Consider the following 22,133-nt stretch of genomic DNA (forward strand, 5'->3'; position numbering starts at 1 on the left):
GTGAGTGTTTTCTTACTTCTCACCACTCTCTTTTTTATAAACGAATTGGTAGCCAAAACCTCTCACTGTTTGAATCCATTTCGGCTTTGAGGGGATATCTTCAATTTTACGACGAAGCGTACTAATATGGACAGATACGGTTTTCAAATCAGTGACACCGTCATAGCCCCACACATGATCAATGAGTTGATCGACACTAATCACTTGATTCGCATGCTCAATTAGAAAAAAGAGGAGTAGCTTCTCCTTCGTAAATAAATTTAAAAGCTGTCCATCCTTATAAACATTTTTCTCATCTAAATGTATGGACAAATTATCTATATGTACAATATTACTTTTCTTTGTTGGGTTTCTTCTTTTTAAATTTGCTTGGATACGGGCCAATAATTCTTTTGGAATAAATGGCTTTGTCATATAATCATCTGCCCCCACCTCAAAGCCCTCAAGTTTCTGTTCAATTAGATGATTGACGGTCACAAAAATGATAATGACATCCGATACATCACGGATTCTTTTGGCTAACTCGAAGCCTGTACCATCTGGTAAATTAACATCTAACAAGATTAAATCTGGTTGTTGCGTGACAGCGAGATGCCAGCCACTGGATAGAGATGATGCCTTTAATACATTATAGTTAGCATTAGCTAGCGTGAGCGATAAAACCTCCATAATATCTATATCATCTTCCACTATTAAAATTTTCTCGTTCGAATATCTATTAATCACCTTCCTATTTCAAATATACCAACTTTTGTCTAGGTTGGGAATTAGAAGACTTAGGACTCGAATGATTTTAGAATCCCTCATAACCTTAGTCAAAATAATCATGCGAGTTTACTAAAAATAAATAAAGACTTCTATTTCCCATTAGAAATGAAGTCTCTAAAAAATTAATCTAAGTGTGCGATAGCTCGGAGTAGATCATCACGGATGGCCTCCCAAAATTGCTGTTGAACACTATCACTGTACGTATAAAGCTCTTTATGTTGAACATGGTCATAGATGGCAGCAATCGTTTCTTGATGAAAAGAGAGACGATGGTTTAATAGCTCTCGTTCTTCTTCAATACAAAATAGTTTATAAACATCGGATAAGCGTTCAAACTTTGCTAATTTCTGTGTCATCACTTCATATTGTGTTTGATGAAAACGCCCTACTGCAGAAGTCATTGAGATTTTTGCCCGATGCTCTGCTTGTAATGTCCGATACTCCTCTTGACGGATGGCTACACGATACCAAAATTCATAACGATTAGGTAATTCTTTTAGTTCATAGGTAAGTAATGATTTTAAAATTGAATGCACTTGTTCATATGTATCGATGATCTTCGCTGGTTCTTTAAAAATGCCAAACATACTACCACCCCCATGTAGTTTAATACTACGAGTGAAGATTAAAATCCTTTAAAATAATCATAATATTCAAAAGCGAGAACCTACTAATTATTGAAACCCTGACTCCGTAGTTACGTAAAGATTTACAGGGGGTGAGTCAATGTATGAGTATAAATTTGTACAAACACATTTAGGTAGCTTTTTTCAGGAATCTACCTATCGGAAAACAATCGAAGAATACGCGAAGCAAGGTTGGCGTTTAGTGCAAGTATTGCCGATTGCTTATAATGGTCATGGGAAACCAACAGACTATGAAATCATTTTTGAGAGATTATTATCATGACTATCAATGAACGCTAGATTCTTGCCATAAATGGTGGGAGTTTAGCGTTTTCTTATTTTAATACAAAATTTGCTGTTTTTATTAACAAAAATAGTGTATTCAGAAAAATATAGAAATAGCATTTACAAAACAAAAATATATGTGTTAACTTAAATATTGTTAATGGTTAACTTAAAAGAGGGAGGTTAACAATGCAACATTTTTGGGTTGTCGGTACAGATACGGATGTTGGGAAAACAATTGTCACCACCATGTTGATGTGTCATTTACAAAAACAAGGCTTGAAAGTTTCACCATACAAGCCTGTGCAAACAGGAGAGGTATACGAAAACGGTCGTGGCTATTATCATGATACAGCCATGTATGAAAAGTATTCCTTACAAAAGCTTCAACAAGAGCATCTCAATAGCTATTCATTTAGAGAAGCTGCATCGCCACATTTTGCTGCGCAACTGGAGGGGCAGCAAATTGATGTCAATGAGCTATTATTGCGGATTCAATTATTACAAGCGTCCTATGATGTTGTGATATGTGAAGGAGCGGGTGGGCTTTTTGTTCCTTTTACTGCTCCCCATGGGATGACGCTGCTTGATGTCATCGTCAGTAGCAAGCTGCCAGTAGTGCTTGTTACAAGGACATCCCTAGGGACGATCAATCACACATTATTAACAATAGAGGCATTGCGCTCTCGTGAAGTTGACGTTCTTGGCATTGTGTTTAATGGGAACACAGGTAGCAGTATGGAGCAAGATAATATACAAACGATTTTACAGTACCATCCCTTGCCCTATGCGATTATTCCAAAGCTACAAAATTTGTCACAGCTAATGGATTATGCCATGACGCACACAACACTGTTTGAAAGGCTTTTTAACTATGAAACAAGCATTAACTGATTTACAGCTAAGAGATTTACGTCATGTTTGGCATCCATGCTCACAAATGAAGGACTATGAGGCATTTCCACCCATCGTCATAAAAAAGGGGCAAGGCGTGTGGCTTTATGACGAACATGATCAGCGTTATTTGGATGCTGTATCTTCTTGGTGGGTTAATTTATTTGGACATGCCAATCCGCGTATTAGCAAAGCTTTAAGTGAGCAAGCATTTACATTAGAGCATACGATCTTTGCTAATTTTACACATGAACCAGCCATACAATTGGCTGAAAAATTAACCACATTAGCACCACAGGGATTACATAAAGTCTTTTTTGCCGATAATGGCTCATCTGCTATTGAAGTTGCACTGAAAATGAGCTTTCAATACCATATGCAGACGGGGAAACCAGCAAAAAAGCGCTTTCTCGCCTTGACGGATGCCTATCATGGAGAAACTATTGGTGCTTTATCCATAGGAGGGGTAGGGCTTTACAATGAAGTTTACCAGCCACTGTTATTAGATACTGTTCGTGCTAAAGGGCCAGATTGCTTCCGCTGTCCATTTCAGGAAGATCCAGCAAGCTGTAATGCACCATGTAGTCAATTTGTTGAGGAACAACTTCAAGCGCATCATGAGGAAATCACGGCAGTTATTATTGAACCATTAATTCAGGCTGCAGCAGGTATGAAAATGTACCCACCTGTCTATTTACAGCGCTTACGGGCGTTGTGCTCACATTATGATGTGCATTTCATTGCAGATGAAATTGCTGTCGGTTTTGGTCGGACCGGTACATTATTTGCCTGTCAACAAGCGGACATCATGCCAGATTTTATGTGTTTATCAAAGGGGCTAACAGGTGGTTATTTACCTTTATCAGTTGTCTTAACGACGGAGCAAATCTATGACGCTTTTTATGATGATTACGGAACAATGAAGGCTTTTTTACATTCGCATAGCTATTCAGGCAATACTTTGGCCTGTCGTGTGGCACTAGAAGTATTAACGATGTTTCAAGAGGAACAAGTGATGGAGATGATTCAGCACAAGGGACAATACATGCGAGCGTTAGCCATGGAAGCTTTTTGTGATATGCCTTATGTGGGTGAATACCGACAAGTTGGTTTAGTGGGAGCGATTGAACTAGTAAAGGACCGGCGGACAAAGGAAGCGTTCACAAGTGAGGAGCGTATCGGCTATCAAATTTATCAACGGGCTTTAACGAAAGGCTTACTCATCAGACCGCTCGGCAATGTTCTGTATTTTATGCCACCTTATATTATTTCTGAAGAGGAAATGTCATTTATGATTCATACAACGAAAGAGACAATCGAACAATTTTTCCAGGACAGGGGGGCTAAGGGTGGGTAAGCGACAACAAACATTAGCGCTAGTCATGATTGCCATGTTTGCTGCTCTAACAGCAATCGGAGCTTTTGTTAAAATTCCATTGCCTGTCGTACCGTTTACATTACAAATTGTTTTTGTATTTTTAGCAGGCTGTTTATTGGGAAGTCGGAATGGTTTTTATAGTCAACTTGTCTATATCAGCGTGGGCTTAGTAGGCTTACCTGTTTTTACACAGGGTGGTGGTATCACATATGTCTTACAGCCAACTTTTGGTTATCTGATTGGCTTTGCCCTAGCCGCCTATGTGATTGGGTTCATTATTGAAAGGATTGAGACGCCGACGAAAAAGCATTTTATTGCAGCAACCATTATTGGGCTGGTTATTATTTATGCTGTGGCTGTTCCTTATTTGTATGTAGCATTGAATTTCTGGTTAGACATGAAGTCAAGCTGGTCACATGTGTTTGTTGTCGGCTTTTTAAGTAGTATTGTCGCTGATTTTTGCTTAGCTATTACATCAGCGCTATTAGCTGAGCGCTTGTATAAAGTATTTCAGTCAGCAAGAAATGTGAAATTTTCACACGTAGAGGGGGAGAATGTAATATGAATTATTACCAATTAGCACAAGAAGTTATTGCTGGAAAGATCATTAGCAATGAAGAGGCACTTGCCATATTAAATAGTGAGGATGATGAGCTATTACAGCTTATGGATGGTGCTTTTACGATTCGTCGTCATTATTATGGTAAAAAAGTTAAATTGAATATGATTATGAACGCCAAAAGCGGTTATTGCCCCGAGGATTGTGGCTATTGCTCCCAGTCCTCTAAATCAACGGCTCCTATTGAGAAATATCCATTTATTACAAAAGAGGAAATTTTAGCAGGTGCAAAACGAGCGTTTGACAATAAGATTGGGACGTATTGTATTGTAGCCAGTGGTCGTGGGCCAACACGTAAGGATGTCAATGTCGTGAGTGAGGCGGTTGCTGAAATAAAAGAAAAGTATGGCTTGAAGGTTTGTGCCTGTCTTGGCTTACTAAAAGAAGAACAGGCACAGCAACTAAAGGAAGCGGGGGTGGATCGCTACAATCATAATTTAAATACATCGGAACGTCATCATTCCTTCATCACGACCTCACATACATATGAGGATCGTGTCAATACGGTAGAGATTGTGAAAAAGCATGGAATTTCACCTTGCTCGGGTGCCATTATTGGGATGAAGGAAACAAAAGAGGATGTCGTCAATATTGCACGCGCCCTCCATCAATTGGACGCTGATTCTATTCCTGTAAACTTTTTAAATGCAATTGATGGCACAAAGCTAGAAGGGACAAAGGATTTAAATCCCCGTTATTGTTTAAAGGTTTTAGCTTTATTCCGCTACATCAATCCGACAAAGGAAATCCGTATTTCGGGTGGTCGTGAAATCAATTTAGGCTCACTTCAGCCACTTGGTCTCTATGCAGCTAATAGTATTTTTGTTGGGGATTATTTAACAACAGCAGGACAGGAAGCGAATAGCGATTATCGCATGCTGGAGGATTTGGGCTTCGAAATTGAATTAACACATAAACAAGAAGAAGTATTTTGTTAAACTTATGACATGTAAATCTACTACTACAGCAAAAACCGTACTTTTGTACGGTTTTTTGGCTATAGATGAAAAGAGACGGATAGACCTGACTTCACTGGCAGTGGATATACCTATAAAATCAAGGTTTTCACAAATTGTTCAATGAAAGCGTTTTGAAATTGAACAGTTTGTGAAGACCTTCACATAAAGCTTTCTTTTTGAAAAAATCAGCGTAAAATAAGAATCAAGTAAGGAATTGTTATAAAACAGTTGATAAGTCGTATCACAAATTTTGGTGGTTGTTATATTACAAAAATAATGAGTGAAGGGAGCTTTTCACATGTGGGTTATTACAGTTTTTGATAAAAAGGACGTTCGAATTTTTGAGTACGCGAGCAAAAATGAGGCAACAGAAGCTTTAGCAAAATTCAAGAAAAATGCCGTTTTAACGTATACAAAATAAGTTGCTGATAAAGCAGCCCTCTACCGACAGAGGGCTGTTTTTTAATGTACAACAATGGAAACAGCACTGTACATTAATAATAGTGCCATGATCATGTTAAATGGTTTTCGATATTGCTGTAGTGCTTTTTGAAAAACGGAGCCACATAATGCCCAACTAAATGTACTGATTACCCCTACTAGCGCTAAAAAGAACGAGAAGAGTAGATAGCTTATGTAGGATGAGTAGTAGGGTAGGATGTAAGTTGCGACAACAGTAAGACCAAATAAAATACCTTTTGGGTTAATAAATTGAACGCACGCTCCTAAAAAAAATAGGTTTCGTTTTTCTTCTTCGTTGTCGTGATCCTCTAATTCTTTGCTTGTTAAAATTTTATAAGCCAGGTACAACATATAGCCTACACCAAATATGGTTAGGGGTAATTCAATGGCAGGTAAAATGTTTAACATGATCTTGTTAAAAAAGCTACTAAGACCAATAATGATGAAAAAACCAATCCCTACACCTAAACAGAATGGAATCGTTTTCGCTAAGCCATATTGTTTAGCAAAAACCATCGCCATAAAATTATTAGGGCCAGGTGTAAAGCTTGTAATGATGATAAATAATAAAAAGGAAAATACAGGCAAAACAATCCCTTCTTTCAAGTTGTGTGATATAATGCACGAAATAGACTGTATAACGTCGGTCTTTTTATTATACAAAACGTACGTTATATTGTACATACAAGGAGGGCTTTTGGATGGAAGAAATTCATCTCGTCTTTGCGAGAAATTTAAAGGCAATTCGAGAAAGGGAGAAATTAAGCTTAGAGAAAGTTTCTCAGCTTAGTGGCGTTAGTAAAACGATGATTGGTCAAATTGAGAGGGGAGAATCCAGTCCAACTTTGACAACAATTTGGAAAATTGCAAATGGATTAAAGGTTTCGTTTACAGAGCTTATTCATCCTCCCCAACCTGAGACGGAGGTTATTCGCGGTAAAGAAATTCAAGTATTGAAGGAAGATCATGGCCGATATATGGTTTATCCTCATTTCCCCTATCAAAAGGATAGTCGTTTTGAAATATATACAATTGAAATCAAAGAAAATGGAATGTTAGATGCTGAGGCTCATCGAGAAGGAACGGAGGAATATATAACCGTTTTTGATGGGGAATTAATCATCCATATACAGGGTCAAGATTATCGATTAACAAGTGGTGATGCCATACGATTTAAGGCTGACCGTCCACACACATACAGCAATCCAGGTAGTACAGTAACACGACTTAGTATGACTATTTACTATCCACATTAAAAAACGTATAAACGCTTTTCACAGCGTTTATACGTTTTCGTTTTATAAAATACTAGCTAAACGTTTAATTCCCTCACGGATGACTTCAGGTGTTGCATTTGTATAGTTAAGACGCATTGTATTCACATTCGTTTTTGATGTGTAGAATGGATCGCCAGGCACGAAGGCTACCTTTTGTTCCATCGCTTTATTGAATACATCAAGGGCCGGTGTACCGTCCTTCATTGTTGCCCAAATGAACATGCCACCCTCAGGTCGAGTATATTCAACATGGGCAGGGAAAAACTCCTGCATAGCATCAAGCATCGCATCCGACTGATTTTTATATAAAGCAATAATTTTCTTTACATGTTCGGTATAATCATTACTTGCTAAGTAATCGTAGATAACATATTGTGAAAAAATATTAGTATGAAGATCAGATGCTTGCTTCGCTGTTTCAATATGCTGCAATAGCTCTTTGTTTTTTGTGATAATAAAGCCAAGACGCATGCCTGGTGTGACCGTTTTAGAGAAAGAACCTAGTAAAATACTATTTTCTAATTTACCAGCACCGATATATGGAAGTGGCTCCCCTTGGAAACGTAGCTCCCCGTATGGATCATCCTCAATTAAAGCAACATCGTATTTTGCCACTATTTCGCAAATTTGCTCACGCTTTTCTTTCGAATATGTGAGTCCTGTTGGGTTTTGGAAGTTCGGCACCGTATAAATGAATTTTACATTTGGTTGTTGTAGAGCACGCTCTAACTCTTCTAAGTTAAGACCATCATTTTCTAGCGTAACACCATGGAAAGTTGGCTCTGTTAAAGTAAAGGCTTGAATAGCCCCTAGGTAACCTGGCTCTTCGATGATAATGCCATCGCCTTTATTGATAAGTACTTTACCAATTAGTTCAAGCGCTTGCTGTGAACCTGTAGTAATAAAGACATCGTCAGCATGTACATCAAGTCCATGGACACGTTGATATTTCGCGGCAATATATTCACGCAATGGTGCATAACCCTGTGTGGATGAATATTGGAATAATCGGCTGCCATTTACTGTAATAGCATGGTCTACGGATGCTCTCAATGCATCAATCGGGAAAGAAATCGGGTTTGGAAGCCCGCCTGCAAAGGAAATAACGTCCTCGGCATCTGTCACTTTTAAAATATTTCGAATAAATGAGGATGGTGTTTTTAAGATTCTTTCAGAATATTGCATAATTATCGGTCCTTTTTTTCTGATTTTTTAAAAATTATATCATTGTCATCGAGTGCATACAATATTATCATTGTATGCAAGACAATTAAACTATTGTATGCAAATTAAGAGAAAGAAGGGCCTAGTGAATGCCTATTAATTCATTTGACGAGTATCCAATGAGTTGGAAGCCGGATATTAGCAATATTTCTGCTCCGTTATATATAGCCATCGCACATCAGCTAGAACAAGATATTAAGGATGGAAAGCTAGTACCAGGCACAAAATTGCCACCCCAGCGTGAATTAGCTGATTTTTTAGATGTGAATTTGAGTACGATTACAAGAGCCTTTAAGCTTTGTGGCCAAAAAGGATTAATTTATGCCTCGATTGGCAGCGGTACATTCGTTTCAACAGATGCGGCTAGCAATAAAATGTTACTGCCAACCAACCATGCCACACCTATCATTGAAATGGGCTCTGTTTTACCAGATAATTTTGTTAATGATGATATTACACGCTTTATGAAGAAAATGATAAACGAACCTAGTTTTAGCATGCTATTTCAATATGGACGACCTGAGGGCAATGCATGGCAAAACGAAGCCGTGATGAAGCTACTCGAACTAGTAAATTTTCAAACAGACCAGCCTATTCTTCTAGGAGCAGGCGGACAAAATGCCATTGTGGGAACCCTTGCAGCTTTATTTCAGCCAGGCGACCGCATTGGTACAGATCCAATTACCTATGCAGGCATTAAAACAGCTGCAAATATGCTTGGTATCCAGCTTGTGGCTATCCAACAATGTCAGGGTGAAATGACAAAAGAAGGATTACTATATGCTTGTAAAAATGAGCATATCAAAGGAATCTATGTGATCCCTGATTTTCATAACCCAACGACTCATACGATGTCAGTAGAAACAAGAAAAATGATTGCAGACGTGGCAAGACAGAAGGATTTGCTTGTAATCGAGGATGCTATCTATAGCTTTCTCAAGGAGCAACCGCTTGCTCCAATTGCTTCTTATGCACCCGATAAGGTTATTTACATTGCTAGCCTATCTAAAACACTATCACCTGGTTTACGATTATCCTTCCTTGTGACACCACCTGCGCTACGTAAAAAAATAATGGAAACGCTCTATAATATCAACATTTCCGTTTCTCCTATCATGCTGGAGCTTGCAGCACGATTAATCCATGAAGGTGTTGCCCAAACGATATTAGAAAAACACCGAGCATATGCCAAGCAGCAAAATGCGCTTGTCGATCAGTATTTAGGGGATTATCACATATTAGGGGATGAGGAATGTATTTTTAGGTGGCTCCAATTGCCTGACAAATTTACGGGTGTTCAATTTGAATTGTTAGCTTCGAAAGCTGGTGTACAAGTCTATGCAGCGGAACGCTTTGCCGTAGGGAATACAAAGCCTGTCAATGCCGTTCGTTTAGCCATTGCAGCACCAGAATCTCAACTTGAGCAAGCGTTAATTATTTTAAAGGACCTCCTCGAAAGTAATGGTGATTATGCATTTGTTGATTAGAGGTTATGGGGCGTATAATAAGGCTAAGAAAGAAACGAGGTGATGTGCATGGCACATAAAGGGCGTGTTATTTTGCATGTGGATATGAACAGTTTCTATGCTTCTGTGGAGCAAGCACATGACCCAAGTTTAAAGGGGAAGCCTATCGCAATTGCAGGGAACCCAAAGGAACGGCGTGGCATTTTAGTAACTTGTTCATATGAAGCAAGAGCGCTAGGCATTTATACAACTATGACTGTTCATGAAGCGAAGCGTAAATGTCCTGAGCTATTGTTATTACCTCCAGATTTTCAAAAGTATCGTCATGCATCTAAAGAAATGTTCACCATTCTTCGAAGCTATACACCATTAGTAGAGCCTGTTTCGATTGATGAGGGCTACTTGGATGTGACTGAGCTAAGCAAGGAACGGCATGCCTTAAGTATTGCCCAGGAAATACAAGCGCGCATTTTAGCTGAGCTGGATTTACCTTGTTCCATCGGTATTGCACCGAATAAATTTTTAGCGAAAACAGCCTCTGATATGAAGAAACCAATGGGGATTACTGTACTACGAATACGGGATATTGAACAGCAATTATGGCATCGTGAGGTTGTCAACATGCATGGGATTGGAGCAAGTACTGCTAAAAAATTAAATGCACAAGGCATCTTTACAATAGGTGATTTAGCTAAGACAGAAGAATTTAAAATGAAGCAAATATTAGGGAAGAATGGGGTACGGCTTCGAGCAAGGGCCAATGGGGTGGATCAGCGCATGGTCGATCCTGAGGCAATCTTTGATACGAAAAGCGTTGGGAATTCAACAACATTACCAGAAGATGTAACAGATGTTCGTACACTTCATAAAACAATCGAAGGTCTATGTAAAAAAGTGGTGGAGCGTCTTGATGCCAAGCGCTTAGCAGGTTCAACTGTGAGCATTCAAATACGGGATGCTGATTGGCATAATCATACACGTTCGAAAACAATGTCCAATGTCCTGTATCGTTATGAAGAAATTTACGACATTGCTTGTACTTTATTTGATAAGCATTGGGATGAATCTCCTGTAAGATTACTTGGTGTAACGGTTTCCAATGTGGTGGATCGTAAAGATTATTCACAGCAATTATCGATATTTGATTTTCAGGAGCATGCGAAAGATGAACCGATTCTCAAGCTTGTCGATGAAATTGAGGGACGGTTTGGCAAGGGGATTATAAAACGTGGTGTAGATTTAGGGAAACGTTCCTCCTATCAATCACAAACAAGCTTTAGTAAAGATTTTTTAGATGACCATGAATGAGAAAGAATGAAAGTAGGTGTATCTATGCAATACAAGGAGTATGGGGATGCTAACAATCCTTTCATGATGTTTATTCATGGAGGGGGCGTTGGAGGGTGGATGTGGGATCAGCAAGTTCGCCATTTTTCCCATTATCACTGTGTTATACCTGAGCTAATGACATACAATCCATTTTCCATTGAACAAAGTGCGAAAGAGCTTCTTCTGCTTATTGAGAAAAAAGCCAATGGGAAGCCTGTTATAGTAATTGGTTTCTCTTTAGGAGCGCAAATCGCTATTCAAATGCTAAGTCTACAGCCTAGTTTAATCGATTTTACGATCATCAATAGTGCGCTCGTGATACCCTCTCCTACTGTAGAAAGGATGCTTCAACCGTTTATTCGGCTGTCATTTCCGCTTATAAAAAATAAAACATTTGCGAAACTTCAAGCAAAAGCCCTGTACATTCAAGAAGATTATTTTGAGCGTTACTATCAAGAGAGTGCCACGATGAAAGTAGATACATTGATTCAAATTTTGCGAGAAAATATGTCATTTTCCATCCCAGCTGACTTTAACAAAGCTCAAGGAAAGATCCTAATAACTGTGGGAGAAAAAGAGAAAAGCAACATGAGAAAATCCGCTAAAGCACTTGTGCAAAGTCATCCAAATAGCAAGGGTGTGTTATTGAAGAACATCGGTCACGGCGTCTCATTAGCCCAGCCTGCATTTTTTAATCGCTTTGTAGAGAATTGGATTAAGGATGGTCAATTACCTGAAGGGACAGTTATTCGGTAGGGGAACCCCATTACGAATCGTCATCCATAATGGAGTTGATGTATGGATCATTGAAAATAGTGAGGATATAAGTGTTTATGCTGCAATATCCATTCCTTCATCTCTATCATCATTTCTTCGTAGCTAGGGACAATAAATGAAAAGTCATTTCTTGTATTTATTAATGTTTTATTGATTTGAACAAGGTGATGAGGAAGAATTTTTATACTGTTGTTCAGTAAGTGCTTATTAAATAGATGCAGTAGATCGTGTTTAGAAATATTTGTCGTATTGACGAGATGATAGAGTCCTGTTAAATCTTGTTGTGCAGCACGTTCAATGGCTTTAGCCAAAGTAAGTGTTGTCACTCCCGTCCAAATAGCACCCGAATAGCCATAGACGGGACTTTTTTGTTGCATAAACCAATTGAAGAGTCCGATGCCATCCTTTTTCAAATCAGGACCAATTATGGAATTACGAAATGTTATGTGCTTGTCGTTATTCACTTCCCCTATACCTTTGGTGCGGTCATAAAAGGTTTCCCCGTCTAGTACACTATTTTCATAGTAGGGAGCACTTTTGCCTGAAAATACGCAGTCGGTACTTAGATGAATAAGCTTTGTGTGACGATTTTCAAGGAGAGATACAATGGCATGCGGTAAATAGCTATTCAGTAAAACACTTTGGGCAGGATGAGCCTCACAAGCATTGTTTAAAACACCAATACAATTAATGACGACATCTACCTCATTGTCTAGTAGTAGCGACCTTAAAAAATGGGAGTCTGTCACATCACCTGTTCTATTATTGCCATAGGGAAAAGGGGTTCGAGAGTATGTTGTTACATCATGCCCTTGTTCACATAAATAGATGGCAATGGTATGACCAGCCATGCCTGTAGCACCGAGCACTAAAAATTTCATGGTTTTCCTCCTGTCCAATGAAGGAGCTCTTCTTGTATAAGAGGCAATGTTAATAGCTTTACTTTAATGTCAGCCACACTTAATTGTTGGGTATTGTTCGAGTTATATTCATCCGTTAATGTAATTTTTGGAGAGCCCTCATCGAGGTATTTTCCATAATTTAAATCCCGATTATCCGCGGGGATTCGATAGAAATGGCCCATATCAATAGCTTTTGCTGCTTCCTCCTTCGTACATAATACTTCATACATTTTTTCTCCGTGCCGTGTTCCGATAATTTGCATGGCGTTGTTTGCTTGAAAGATCTCAAGTAAAGCCTGTGCTAAATTTGCTATTGTGGCAGCAGGTGATTTTTGCACCATAATATCCCCGTTTTGAGCATGTGAGAATGCGTACAATACCAATTCTACCGCTTCCTCAAGGCTCATCATAAAACGTGTCATATGAGGGTCCGTAATCGTTAAAGGTTTCCCAGCCTTTATTTGTTCAATGAATAATGGGATAACCGAGCCTCGTGAAGCCATGACATTACCGTATCGAGTGCCACAAATTAGGGTATGGTGAGGGTCAACCATTCGTGACTTTGCAATAAACGTTTTTTCCATCATTGCCTTGGATATACCCATCGCATTGACAGGGTACGCGGCCTTATCTGTCGACAGGCAAATGATTTTCTTGACGCCAGCTTGAATGGCTGCTGTTAGTACGTGATCTGTTCCTAAAATATTGGTTTTCACAGCTTCTAAGGGAAAAAATTCGCAGGAGGGAACTTGCTTGAGAGCGGCGGCATGAAATACATAGTCAACATTATACATCGCATTGTGAATGCTTTGAATATCGCGGACATCCCCGATATAAAATTTAATTTTTGTATGCTGATAGTGTTTTCGCATATCATCTTGCTTTTTTTCATCCCTTGAAAAAATCCGAATTTCCTTGATATCCGTATTTAAGAATCGCTTTAATACGGCGTTCCCGAAAGAGCCCGTGCCTCCAGTAATCAATAATATTTTATCTGTAAACATTGTATAGTTCGTTACACCTCCTGCATGCTATTATTTCAATCCTCTTTGATGTAGGTCACATTCTGAGTTCTCCCTAGGGTAGTTGTACCAATAAGCAAATTCGTTAGTATATTTACTTGTCGGATTTTTATCCATCAGGGCGCAATTAAAATCCCAATCTCCTGCAATATCTTTGCGTATCGTAAATTTCGCATCTCCAATTAAACTTCTCCTGATAATCTTAAATTGCCCAGGTAAGGAATAGCGGTTGGATTCATCTTTAATAAAAGCAAAGCCATTTTTAATAATCATGTTGTAATAGTAAATATCAAATGTGCCATCCACTTGTGCTAGTACATTGCGAATAGCAGGTAAATAGTGGTCATCACTATCGATGATGGCTATATAATCTCCTGTCGCTTCTGCAATGCAGCGATTGTAGGCAACACTCGCACCTAAATTCGTTGGGTGAACGATGATTTTTAAAGCTGCACAGTTTTTCTGATAATCCTGTAAAATGGCTAGCGTATTGTCTGTAGAGCCATCATCTACCACAATAATTTCATAGGCATATTCTTTAGGAATACTATCAAGCATCGTTACGATCCATTCTTCGCTATTAAATGCAGGTGATAAAAAACTAATCTTCATCTGATCCCTCCATTCTATGTTCATTAGTAGAGTTGTTCCATGTGACTGAGTAGATCCTTTAATACAATATGCGTAGACGTAGTGCTACTGTAGGCAATTGCTTATTTTAGGATGTTTTTAAGAGAGTGTTTTTAGATAGAATTTTTATGTTTACTAGAGATATGGCATAAGAAAGACGAAAATTTACTAACATAAGCACATTTAGCAAGAGAGGTCATAAACTAGCGAGAGCGCTTTTTTTAGAAAGAGGGATACGATGACAAAAAGAATAGCATTTATTTGTAGCGTGGAATCTTACAAACTTTCGGATGCCCATATTTTCAAAGATTTGTGTCTAGTGCCTATTTTATTGGGGGAACATTTAGGCTATGAGGTCACTATTGTCACGACAGAAATGAATGAAGCTCTACTTCAACAAGTCTTTCCCACTGTAAAATTTGAGTCTGTACCATTTGAAGATGATTATGTGGTGAATATGAATGCTTATTTAGCCCAGCATGCAAGGGACATCGACATTGCCTTTGCTATTGGACCCTATCCATCCTATTTAGCTATTTTGAAAACCTATAAGCATTTTAATCCAAATGGCAAAATTTATATGAAATTAGATGTTAATCGATTTTGGCTAAATCGATTAAAAACCTATCCCTATTTTTTAGAGTTGTTGCAGCTTTGTGATCTCCTTACCTCTGAATGCATATCTATTCAAACAGCAATCAAAGACTTTTCACAATTGGATGTTAAACATATACCCAATGGTTTTTATGAACATTTCCCCACAGAGCCAGTGCCGTTTCACGAGAAAGAAAATAGAATTCTAACAGTTGGGCGATTGGATGCACCAGAGAAGCAAACAATTTTGACAGTCAAGGCATTTTTAGCAGCACAACTGCCAGATTGGGAGCTTCGTTTAGTAGGGCCGATGTCAGTCTCATTTCAAGAAGAGCTGAGACTATTACTAGATAGTCATCCGTTTGCCGCTCAAGTAACGATGGTAGGACCTATTGTTGATAAGGTCCAGCTAGAAGAGGAGTATCGTAAGGCTAAAATTTTTTGCTTAACGTCTTTAGTCGAATGTTATGCCCATGTCTTTGCGGAGGCAGCTAAAAATGGTTGCTATATCGTGACAACAGATGTGGATGGTGCTGCTGATATTACACAACAACAGCGTTTTGGTACAATCCATCCTACACATGATTGGGAGGCGATAGGTCAGACATTGCAACAAGTTGCAGCACACGAATCATTATTGGCAGATACTTGTGTCCAGCTTCAAGCATTTGCCCGCAAGGAATTAAATTGGAGGCAGATCGTCAAGAAGGTTGCCAATTATTTAGGTGAATAAAAGTGAATCTTTTCTGGATTGAGAGGAGTATTCTTTTCTTTATACCAGTATTTCCTATATAATAAAAACTAGTTTTATAAAGCTAGACAATCATGGGTAGACACAAGGGGAGACTAGAATGGAAATACTACAAGCAACAATGGGTGAACTAGAGGACTTAGCAAAACTGTTTGATGAATATCGTCAATTTTATGGAATTGAGTCAGATATAAGCAGTGCCAAGGCATTTTTACAATTACGATTGGCCTTGAAAGAATCCGTCATTTTTATCGCGCTGATGGATGACAAGATAATTGGATTTACACAATTATATCCAACATTTTCGTCCATTGCTTTACAGCGAGCCTATATTTTAAATGATATTTATGTAACAGAAGATGCTAGAGGCCTAGGGGTGGGCAAGGCATTGATGGAAAAGGTATTTCATTATTGCGAGCAACAGTATGCTCGCTATGTCACGTTACAAACGGCGGCTGATAATGTAAATGCACGTAAGCTTTATGAAAAGCTACAAATGAAGCAAGATGAATATTGTAATTATGTTAAATATTTTATGTAAGCCGAAGTGGTGAATCTCATCGTTGGATGAAAATGCTTCTTTCAGATCATAAATATCCCCTAGATCGTTTTGATCTAGGGGATATTTTTAATTCTAACTATTTTATTTCAAGCGTATAGGGTTGTGTGCTAGCTTTGCCATCAAACTCACTTACTTCAATATAGTATTTGCCTGCATCCAGCTCCACCGTACCAACCTCGGCATCACCAACACCGTAAAGATCGAATGTTTTGACGGTTTTTCCGTTTGCATCTAACACTCGAATAACACCATCCAACGCTTTTTCTGTTTGGAGTGAGAAGAAGACTTCGCGTTTCTGATCGTTATTCCATTCAAAATAGTCTTTATCACCAAATGGTATACCTGCATTTAAATATTGCGTTGCAACCCATTTCTCATCCTTTTTCACAAGAACAGATGGCTTGCTAGGTACTCCATTTACTAATTTTGAATCCGCATCTTCATCCACATGCTTATGATCAAACAATGTTAATGTATAAGGCTGAATCGATACTTGGCCAAGCCCCATGCTGTTGACTAGAATAAAATAGCCTCGATCCTTCTTCGCCTTAAACGATGTATTTACATCGTTTGTACCCATCATTCCAAGTAACATTTCAAGAATATTATCACCTAAGCCAAATGGAATTTCTGTCTCCATTTCTTTGGCATCAATCTTCATATTGCCGTTCGTATCTTCGATAATAGCTCCTGCAAATTTCAAGTCTTTTTGCAGTTCTTTAGGTAGCTGAGCCAATTGTTCATTAGTAAAAGGAACTGAAGAAAGAAGCAGACTCATGACCTCATCATTGCCTTGTTGCTTATAGTAGTAATAATCTACATCATCTTGATAAATCAGGTGGTCTCTATAAGTAGTACCTGGTTGAATTTTTAGCGCTTTTGCTTCCTCATGATTGTTTGGATTGTACTCTGCTGGAATATCGCCTATTTTCTTTGTTTTCAATGTATAAGGCTCAGCAGATCGTTCTCCAGCATTGACAACGGCTACCACGTATGTTTTGTCCTTTTTCAATGGTATGACCTTTGCATCGTCTTCGTTACCAGCTGAACCAAGTAGTAATGCCAGTATACCAAGGTCATTAGTTAAGGAAGAAACGGGAATTAATTCTTTTGTTTCTTCATCATATTCAAACACTGTACCTGTCGGCATTTGGTTCATGCCTTTCAAAAAGCTGAAGCTATAAAGGGCGTCTTCCTTCGCTTTAAATAAGAAATAATCCTCATCATAATCTGTTTGGAAATAAGCTTTTTGATCGTCACCTATTTCAAAGCGGATTGCCTGCTTAATGATAGGGTCAACATTTTCTAGGTTGCCTGAAGCCGTAGGATTCAATAACATACTCATCAGGCTGTCAATTTCATTACGTTTTTTTATGTTGTTTTCTATAAGCGGTAATTGGCTCTCTGGAACATTTTCTTCGATCATGGCTTCATCTACAGGTAGACCATCCTCATCAGGTGGGAGGGAAACTACTTCACCTTTTAATGTGTAAGGGATCATCGATTCACTGATCGTTTCTTCTTTTTCGATGCCGCCACTAAAGAACATCTCCATAGAAAACTCGCTATTACTTTCATTAGATACACTTAAAACGTACTCTTGATCTGGAACAGCGTCGATAATCATACGAACCGGTTCACCTTTTGCTGTACCATAAGCGGTCTGCATTGGATAGGCTTCTTCTTCACCTTCATCATTTTCAGCTTGATCGATTTCTTCTGGTGGCACAGGATTAAAGTCATCTTTTAGATAAAGCTCCATAGAGGCAGTGACACCAGGAATTCCCGATAGATCAAATTGTAACGTCGTCGGTTTTTTGACAGAGAACGTGAAGTAATCTTGATCTTGTTGTTGATCTTTTGACAGTAATGTATAGTTTTTACCTGCTGTACTATATGGGAACTTTTTAATAGGCTCCATCGTAGACTTGTCTATTGTATCAATTGGCAAGTCCTTCGTCGTTTGTGCTGTAAAAATGTAAGTAGATTTGCCTTTTAAACTATAGCTTCCATTATGATCTTTGACACCAATAACAAGCGTTCCCTTTTGATCTGCTTTAAATAGATAACCTTCTTTTTTTCCTACGCGAACATCATTGACATGGATAGGCTCTACATCTCCAATCCCGCTATTTGGGTAGAAATATAAATCAAAGGCATAGTCGTATTTGTCAGCGCCTTTTAATGTTAATTGAGCATATTCATTTTCTTCTAAATCGACTTTATACCATTTCTTTTCGTCTTGCTGTTCAAAAGCACCCTGTTCTGTATTTAGCTTATTTTTAGCAAGGATCTTGGCGTTCTTAATACGATCTTCCTTTGTCTCTGAATAATGCTTAGGCAATTTATTTAAATCAAATTGTAATGCTTTTACAGGATCGACTAATCCGTGACCATAAGTAAGATCATAGCCTTTCTCGCCCAAATCTTGTGCGGTCATTTCTAAAATCGCTTCTATTTGATGCGGTTTTAAAGATGGGTCTTTGGATTTAAGAAGAGAGGCGATACCTGCCACGACAGGAGAGGCCATGGATGTTCCACTAAACTTGACAAAAGATGATCCTTTCTTCGCATCATGAACGGTACTATAAATGTCTTCACCTGGTGCAACAATATCCACAGATGGTCCGTAATTGGAGTAGCTTGATAGTTTGTTGCGTTCGTTTGTTGAACCAACACTAATGACACCTTCGAAAGAAGCAGGGAAGGAATATTCATCTGTCGATTCATTTCCTGCGGCCGCCACAATTGTAATCCCACTATCAATCGCCTTCTGAACGGCTTCCTTCATCAGGGGAGATTCACCATAGCCTCCTAGACTCATATTAATGACGTCAACGCCCTGCTCAATTGCATAAAGAATACCCTGTGCAATGATGAAATCATTAGCACCTTCTTTGCCGTTAAATACATCAATTGGCAGTAACTTTGCATTCGGATTAATCCCATGCCCACCTACGCCATTATCTTTTGCTGCGGCGATAATACCTGCCACATGTGTTCCGTGATCGCCTGAATAGGTAGTATTAGCAGGTGCTGCTGCATTATAGGGTGGGAGTACTTGTGACTTTAGATCGGGGTGTTTAAAATCTACACCAGAATCAATGACAGCAACTGTGACATCATGGTTGCCTGCTAATTCTAGTGCCTTATCCATTTGCAGTAAGTTTAAATGATACATCTCTTGTTTTTTAGGATCAGCTTCTTTATTAAAAGAATGATAGATGTAACTAGGAGATACACTTGATATTCCGTTTTGCTTTAAATAGTAAGAGACGGCTTTTTCGATCGATACGCCTTTATTTAGTTGTACAACATCATACCCTAATGAAGGAATGGAGCGGATGACCTTGGAGCCAATTTTTTTATGTACGTTTTTATCAAGACCTGAATGCTTGATAACAATTGTATCCTTACTCATCCATTTTTCTTCATTCTTCTCTGTTTGTTTCGCACTGTTTGCCAGCATGTTTTTCGCTTTATGCTGAGGTGCCTCAGCAAAGGCAGAAGCAGCAGGAACCATGAGTGCAGCAGATGCTACAACAGCGACTGATTTTTTATACCAACTTTTCAATTGTTATCTCTCCTTGGTGTTATAAATTAAATCTCGACTATATTAATACGGACAAATATTAGAAAAGTTTCGTAATGGAGGAAAATTTTTCTTTGCTATTTTAATTTTTGGTAGGTATAACGAAAAAACCTAGCATTGTTAAAAGCTTTAGATCTGTTCTATTAATTGTTGTAGCTCCTGCTTGGAACGAGGGATGTTGATATTTTCCTGCAATAGCTTCTTTTTTTGCAAAGCTATGACCATTTCAAAAATCCATGGACGTTCAAGATGCGCGCGATGTAACAATTCGTCTTCATAAAACAAGGTGATTGGATCACCGTTATAAATAATTTTTCCAGCCTCCATAACAATGATTAGATCGGCCCATTCATAGGCGAGAGGTATGTCATGGGTTGCTAGTAAAATGGTTCTCTCACCATCATCTAAATTGGCTAAGTATTGTAATACTTGTGTAGCATAATAATTATCAAGACCTGCTGTTGGTTCATCTAACAAAAGGACAGAGGGCTCCATCGCTAAAACACCTGCCATTGCTACACGTTTTTTCTGACCTACGCTTAAAAAATGAATGGGTTTATCAAGCAAATCTTCCACTTCGGTTTGCGCAACGGCCCATGCTATTTTTTCTTCCGTTTTTTCAGTAGACCAGCCGAGATTCAATGGGCCAAATGCTATATCTTGCTTGACGGTCCCTGAAAAAAGCTGATGATCTGCATTCTGAAAAACAATGCCGACTTTTTGGCGTAGGGCCTTTAAAGCTTTTCGACTATATTCCAGATCGTTGCCTTCGAATACAATCGTTCCAGCTGTAGGTTTTAAAATACCGTTAAGATGCTGAAATAAAGTCGATTTTCCTGCGCCATTATGTCCGAGTATGGCGATTTTTTTACCTTTTGGAATGTCTAATGTAATATCTGACAACGCCTTCGTACCATCCGCATAGGCATAAGATAATTGGTTGAGTTCAAAATAAAATGCTGTCATGTAAAATACCCTCCATATACGATGAGGACTAGTAAAATAGCTGCCATGCCTAGCCAATTTTTCTTGCTATAAGAGCCCATCTCTTGCCAGTAGACGGCCTCGCCTCCACGTGATTGCATGGCATTGTTGAGCTCTCGGCTACGCTGAAACATTTCCACAAATAATGCCACAATAAGCATGGAGACAGAGCGTAGCCATTGCATCGGTGAATGATAGCCAAGACGTGCTTGCTGGGCGAGATGTATATTTTGCATGCTTTCTAAAAACATAAAAATAAAACGATAGATTAGTTCGACGAGCTCCACTAATAAAGAGGGGAGTCGCCATTGTCGTAGCACATAACATATTCCTTGTACGGAAGTGGTTAGAATTAAAAAGTATAAACAACTAATGCTACCAAGGACAATAAAGAACAGCTGTTGCGCTGCTAACACACTTGCATTCCCAATAAAGACAGTCCAATTCCTAAATGTAAACGACCAAATATGGGCAGGGAGTGTATTCGTTGATGATGTAAAGGAAAGTAAAATAGATACGAGACTTGTTAATAAGAAAAAGCTAGGTAGCAATAATAATTTGCCGTAGTATGCAAGCGGAATTTTTGCACCTAAAATGATAAAAGCACTCATTACAAAAAATGTAATGAGTGAAAGTCGTTCATCTCTCATGATGAGCGTTATGAGAAGTAGTCCAAGTGAAAATATCATTTTTTCTAGCGGATGAACGGACGCTAGCTTATTCAGATAGGCATACTTATCAATGAGTAACATAATGGTTAACCTTCTTTGTGTTTGCCACGCATATAGCCGATGAAGTAGCCAATAAAGCCAGCTCCTATAGCTGCCTGTAGCACGAATAATAAGCTTTCGATTTCACCACTTGGTGGCTCCCATAGACTTTCAAACCATGGTTCATATTCCGCATTAATTTCACCAATAGCTGCTTCTGCTTCTCCATCAGCACCACCAAATTCAGCACCTTTTTGTATGAATAAGGGAATGATGGCTAACAACACAACAATTGCTAATAACAATAAATTTTTTTTCATTT

Annotated in this window: 23 protein-coding genes; 12 read left to right on the forward strand and 11 right to left on the reverse strand. The window is 38.6% G+C overall.

Annotation, left to right across the window (positions count from 1 at the left end):
- Nucleotides 1–12 precede the first annotated feature (12 nt).
- Nucleotides 13–690: a response regulator transcription factor gene (locus B3D98_RS16850; protein WP_288584519.1), complete on the reverse strand. Its 678-nt coding sequence runs from the start codon at nucleotides 688–690 to the stop codon at nucleotides 13–15.
- 200 nt (nucleotides 691–890) lie between these two features.
- On the reverse strand, nucleotides 891–1,355 hold the full coding sequence (locus B3D98_RS16855; protein ID WP_288584522.1) for a hypothetical protein: 465 nt from the start codon (nucleotides 1,353–1,355) through the stop codon (nucleotides 891–893).
- Between the two features lie 139 nt (nucleotides 1,356–1,494).
- On the opposite strand from B3D98_RS16855, the gene B3D98_RS16860 reads away from it, so the two are divergent.
- From B3D98_RS16860 to B3D98_RS16885, 6 genes are all read left to right on the forward strand, one after another.
- Nucleotides 1,495–1,677, forward strand: coding sequence for a DUF4177 domain-containing protein (locus B3D98_RS16860; RefSeq protein ID WP_048392326.1), 183 nt, complete (start codon nucleotides 1,495–1,497; stop codon nucleotides 1,675–1,677).
- 191 nt (nucleotides 1,678–1,868) lie between these two features.
- A complete protein-coding gene (gene bioD, locus B3D98_RS16865; RefSeq protein ID WP_259950830.1) occupies nucleotides 1,869–2,573 on the forward strand; it encodes a dethiobiotin synthase in 705 nt (234 codons plus the stop codon).
- Nucleotides 2,554–3,930, forward strand: a complete 1,377-nt coding sequence (bioA, locus tag B3D98_RS16870) for an adenosylmethionine--8-amino-7-oxononanoate transaminase (RefSeq protein ID WP_288584526.1) — start codon at nucleotides 2,554–2,556, stop codon at nucleotides 3,928–3,930. Before bioD ends, bioA begins: the two co-directional genes overlap by 20 nt.
- Entirely contained in the window at nucleotides 3,923–4,516 is a 594-nt protein-coding gene (locus B3D98_RS16875) for a biotin transporter BioY (protein ID WP_048392329.1), read from the forward strand. Before bioA ends, B3D98_RS16875 begins: the two co-directional genes overlap by 8 nt.
- Nucleotides 4,513–5,508 (forward strand): biotin synthase BioB, encoded by a 996-nt coding sequence (gene bioB / locus B3D98_RS16880; protein WP_048392330.1) that lies wholly within the window; start codon nucleotides 4,513–4,515, stop codon nucleotides 5,506–5,508. Before B3D98_RS16875 ends, bioB begins: the two co-directional genes overlap by 4 nt.
- Before the next feature lie 319 nt (nucleotides 5,509–5,827).
- Entirely contained in the window at nucleotides 5,828–5,950 is a 123-nt protein-coding gene (locus tag B3D98_RS16885) for a hypothetical protein (RefSeq protein WP_004231260.1), read from the forward strand.
- 41 nt (nucleotides 5,951–5,991) lie between these two features.
- On the opposite strand, the gene B3D98_RS16890 is transcribed toward B3D98_RS16885, so the two are convergent.
- Nucleotides 5,992–6,579 (reverse strand): LysE family transporter, encoded by a 588-nt coding sequence (locus tag B3D98_RS16890; protein ID WP_288584531.1) that lies wholly within the window; start codon nucleotides 6,577–6,579, stop codon nucleotides 5,992–5,994.
- Nucleotides 6,580–6,692: 113 nt separating this feature from the next.
- On the opposite strand from B3D98_RS16890, the gene B3D98_RS16895 reads away from it, so the two are divergent.
- Nucleotides 6,693–7,247 (forward strand): helix-turn-helix domain-containing protein, encoded by a 555-nt coding sequence (locus B3D98_RS16895; protein ID WP_288584533.1) that lies wholly within the window; start codon nucleotides 6,693–6,695, stop codon nucleotides 7,245–7,247.
- 42 nt (nucleotides 7,248–7,289) lie between these two features.
- Here the strand turns inward: B3D98_RS16895 and B3D98_RS16900 are convergent, their stop codons facing one another.
- A complete protein-coding gene (locus B3D98_RS16900) occupies nucleotides 7,290–8,453 on the reverse strand; it encodes a PLP-dependent aminotransferase family protein (RefSeq protein WP_048392333.1) in 1,164 nt (387 codons plus the stop codon).
- Between the two features lie 128 nt (nucleotides 8,454–8,581).
- Here B3D98_RS16900 and B3D98_RS16905 point away from each other — a divergent pair, with 128 nt between their 5' ends.
- Genes B3D98_RS16905 through B3D98_RS16915 form a run of 3 tightly spaced genes read left to right on the forward strand, consistent with a single transcriptional unit; the run spans nucleotide 8,582 to nucleotide 12,043 of the window.
- Nucleotides 8,582–9,979: a PLP-dependent aminotransferase family protein gene (locus B3D98_RS16905; protein WP_004231269.1), complete on the forward strand. Its 1,398-nt coding sequence runs from the start codon at nucleotides 8,582–8,584 to the stop codon at nucleotides 9,977–9,979.
- Nucleotides 9,980–10,027: 48 nt separating this feature from the next.
- A complete protein-coding gene (locus B3D98_RS16910; RefSeq protein WP_004231271.1) occupies nucleotides 10,028–11,266 on the forward strand; it encodes a DNA polymerase IV in 1,239 nt (412 codons plus the stop codon).
- A gap of 24 nt (nucleotides 11,267–11,290) precedes the next feature.
- Complete coding sequence (locus B3D98_RS16915) at nucleotides 11,291–12,043, forward strand: alpha/beta fold hydrolase (RefSeq protein WP_048392335.1); 753 nt, start codon at nucleotides 11,291–11,293, stop codon at nucleotides 12,041–12,043.
- A 47-nt stretch (nucleotides 12,044–12,090) separates the two neighbouring features.
- On the opposite strand, the gene B3D98_RS16920 is transcribed toward B3D98_RS16915, so the two are convergent.
- Genes B3D98_RS16920 through B3D98_RS16930 form a run of 3 tightly spaced genes read right to left on the reverse strand, consistent with a single transcriptional unit; the run spans nucleotide 12,091 to nucleotide 14,600 of the window.
- A complete protein-coding gene (locus tag B3D98_RS16920; protein WP_048392336.1) occupies nucleotides 12,091–12,945 on the reverse strand; it encodes an SDR family oxidoreductase in 855 nt (284 codons plus the stop codon).
- Complete coding sequence (locus B3D98_RS16925) at nucleotides 12,942–13,970, reverse strand: polysaccharide biosynthesis protein (RefSeq protein ID WP_054549192.1); 1,029 nt, start codon at nucleotides 13,968–13,970, stop codon at nucleotides 12,942–12,944. Before B3D98_RS16925 ends, B3D98_RS16920 begins: the two co-directional genes overlap by 4 nt.
- Before the next feature lie 30 nt (nucleotides 13,971–14,000).
- Entirely contained in the window at nucleotides 14,001–14,600 is a 600-nt protein-coding gene (locus tag B3D98_RS16930) for a glycosyltransferase family 2 protein (RefSeq protein WP_016993848.1), read from the reverse strand.
- A gap of 256 nt (nucleotides 14,601–14,856) precedes the next feature.
- Here B3D98_RS16930 and B3D98_RS16935 point away from each other — a divergent pair, with 256 nt between their 5' ends.
- Nucleotides 14,857–15,945 (forward strand): glycosyltransferase, encoded by a 1,089-nt coding sequence (locus B3D98_RS16935; RefSeq protein ID WP_259419672.1) that lies wholly within the window; start codon nucleotides 14,857–14,859, stop codon nucleotides 15,943–15,945.
- Nucleotides 15,946–16,063: 118 nt separating this feature from the next.
- The gene (locus B3D98_RS16940; protein ID WP_288584538.1) at nucleotides 16,064–16,504 is read left to right on the forward strand and encodes a GNAT family N-acetyltransferase; all 441 of its coding nucleotides are present in this window, start codon (nucleotides 16,064–16,066) and stop codon (nucleotides 16,502–16,504) included.
- 97 nt (nucleotides 16,505–16,601) lie between these two features.
- On the opposite strand, the gene B3D98_RS16945 is transcribed toward B3D98_RS16940, so the two are convergent.
- From B3D98_RS16945 to B3D98_RS16960, 4 genes are all read right to left on the reverse strand, one after another.
- Nucleotides 16,602–20,099, reverse strand: a complete 3,498-nt coding sequence (locus B3D98_RS16945) for a S8 family serine peptidase (protein WP_115673361.1) — start codon at nucleotides 20,097–20,099, stop codon at nucleotides 16,602–16,604.
- 147 nt (nucleotides 20,100–20,246) lie between these two features.
- Entirely contained in the window at nucleotides 20,247–21,083 is an 837-nt protein-coding gene (locus tag B3D98_RS16950) for an energy-coupling factor ABC transporter ATP-binding protein (RefSeq protein WP_259950823.1), read from the reverse strand.
- The gene (gene cbiQ / locus B3D98_RS16955) at nucleotides 21,080–21,853 is read right to left on the reverse strand and encodes a cobalt ECF transporter T component CbiQ (protein WP_054549197.1); all 774 of its coding nucleotides are present in this window, start codon (nucleotides 21,851–21,853) and stop codon (nucleotides 21,080–21,082) included. Before cbiQ ends, B3D98_RS16950 begins: the two co-directional genes overlap by 4 nt.
- A 5-nt stretch (nucleotides 21,854–21,858) precedes the next feature.
- Nucleotides 21,859–22,131, reverse strand: coding sequence for an energy-coupling factor ABC transporter substrate-binding protein (locus tag B3D98_RS16960; RefSeq protein ID WP_009370241.1), 273 nt, complete (start codon nucleotides 22,129–22,131; stop codon nucleotides 21,859–21,861).
- Between the last annotated feature and the right edge of the window lie 2 nt (nucleotides 22,132–22,133).

Source organism: Lysinibacillus sp. UBA5994 (assembly GCF_002429725.1).
GTDB classification, from domain to species: domain Bacteria; phylum Bacillota; class Bacilli; order Bacillales_A; family Planococcaceae; genus Lysinibacillus; species Lysinibacillus capsici.

Excerpts from the sequence above, each read along its gene's own strand:
- B3D98_RS16855 (WP_288584522.1), bottom strand. The coding sequence starts at position 1,355 with ATGTTTGGCATTTTTAAAGAACCAGCGAAGATCATCGATACATATGAA.
- B3D98_RS16860 (WP_048392326.1), top strand. The coding sequence starts at position 1,495 with ATGTATGAGTATAAATTTGTACAAACACATTTAGGTAGCTTTTTTCAG.
- bioD (WP_259950830.1), top strand. The coding sequence starts at position 1,869 with ATGCAACATTTTTGGGTTGTCGGTACAGATACGGATGTTGGGAAAACA.
- bioA (WP_288584526.1), top strand. The coding sequence starts at position 2,554 with ATGAAACAAGCATTAACTGATTTACAGCTAAGAGATTTACGTCATGTT.
- bioB (WP_048392330.1), top strand. The coding sequence starts at position 4,513 with ATGAATTATTACCAATTAGCACAAGAAGTTATTGCTGGAAAGATCATT.
- B3D98_RS16885 (WP_004231260.1), top strand. The coding sequence starts at position 5,828 with ATGTGGGTTATTACAGTTTTTGATAAAAAGGACGTTCGAATTTTTGAG.
- B3D98_RS16895 (WP_288584533.1), top strand. The coding sequence starts at position 6,693 with ATGGAAGAAATTCATCTCGTCTTTGCGAGAAATTTAAAGGCAATTCGA.
- B3D98_RS16900 (WP_048392333.1), bottom strand. The coding sequence starts at position 8,453 with ATGCAATATTCTGAAAGAATCTTAAAAACACCATCCTCATTTATTCGA.
- B3D98_RS16905 (WP_004231269.1), top strand. The coding sequence starts at position 8,582 with ATGCCTATTAATTCATTTGACGAGTATCCAATGAGTTGGAAGCCGGAT.
- B3D98_RS16910 (WP_004231271.1), top strand. The coding sequence starts at position 10,028 with ATGGCACATAAAGGGCGTGTTATTTTGCATGTGGATATGAACAGTTTC.
- B3D98_RS16915 (WP_048392335.1), top strand. The coding sequence starts at position 11,291 with ATGCAATACAAGGAGTATGGGGATGCTAACAATCCTTTCATGATGTTT.
- B3D98_RS16920 (WP_048392336.1), bottom strand. The coding sequence starts at position 12,945 with ATGAAATTTTTAGTGCTCGGTGCTACAGGCATGGCTGGTCATACCATT.
- B3D98_RS16925 (WP_054549192.1), bottom strand. The coding sequence starts at position 13,970 with ATGTTTACAGATAAAATATTATTGATTACTGGAGGCACGGGCTCTTTC.
- B3D98_RS16930 (WP_016993848.1), bottom strand. The coding sequence starts at position 14,600 with ATGAAGATTAGTTTTTTATCACCTGCATTTAATAGCGAAGAATGGATC.
- B3D98_RS16935 (WP_259419672.1), top strand. The coding sequence starts at position 14,857 with ATGACAAAAAGAATAGCATTTATTTGTAGCGTGGAATCTTACAAACTT.
- B3D98_RS16940 (WP_288584538.1), top strand. The coding sequence starts at position 16,064 with ATGGAAATACTACAAGCAACAATGGGTGAACTAGAGGACTTAGCAAAA.
- B3D98_RS16950 (WP_259950823.1), bottom strand. The coding sequence starts at position 21,083 with ATGACAGCATTTTATTTTGAACTCAACCAATTATCTTATGCCTATGCG.
- cbiQ (WP_054549197.1), bottom strand. The coding sequence starts at position 21,853 with ATGTTACTCATTGATAAGTATGCCTATCTGAATAAGCTAGCGTCCGTT.
- B3D98_RS16960 (WP_009370241.1), bottom strand. The coding sequence starts at position 22,131 with ATGAAAAAAAATTTATTGTTATTAGCAATTGTTGTGTTGTTAGCCATC.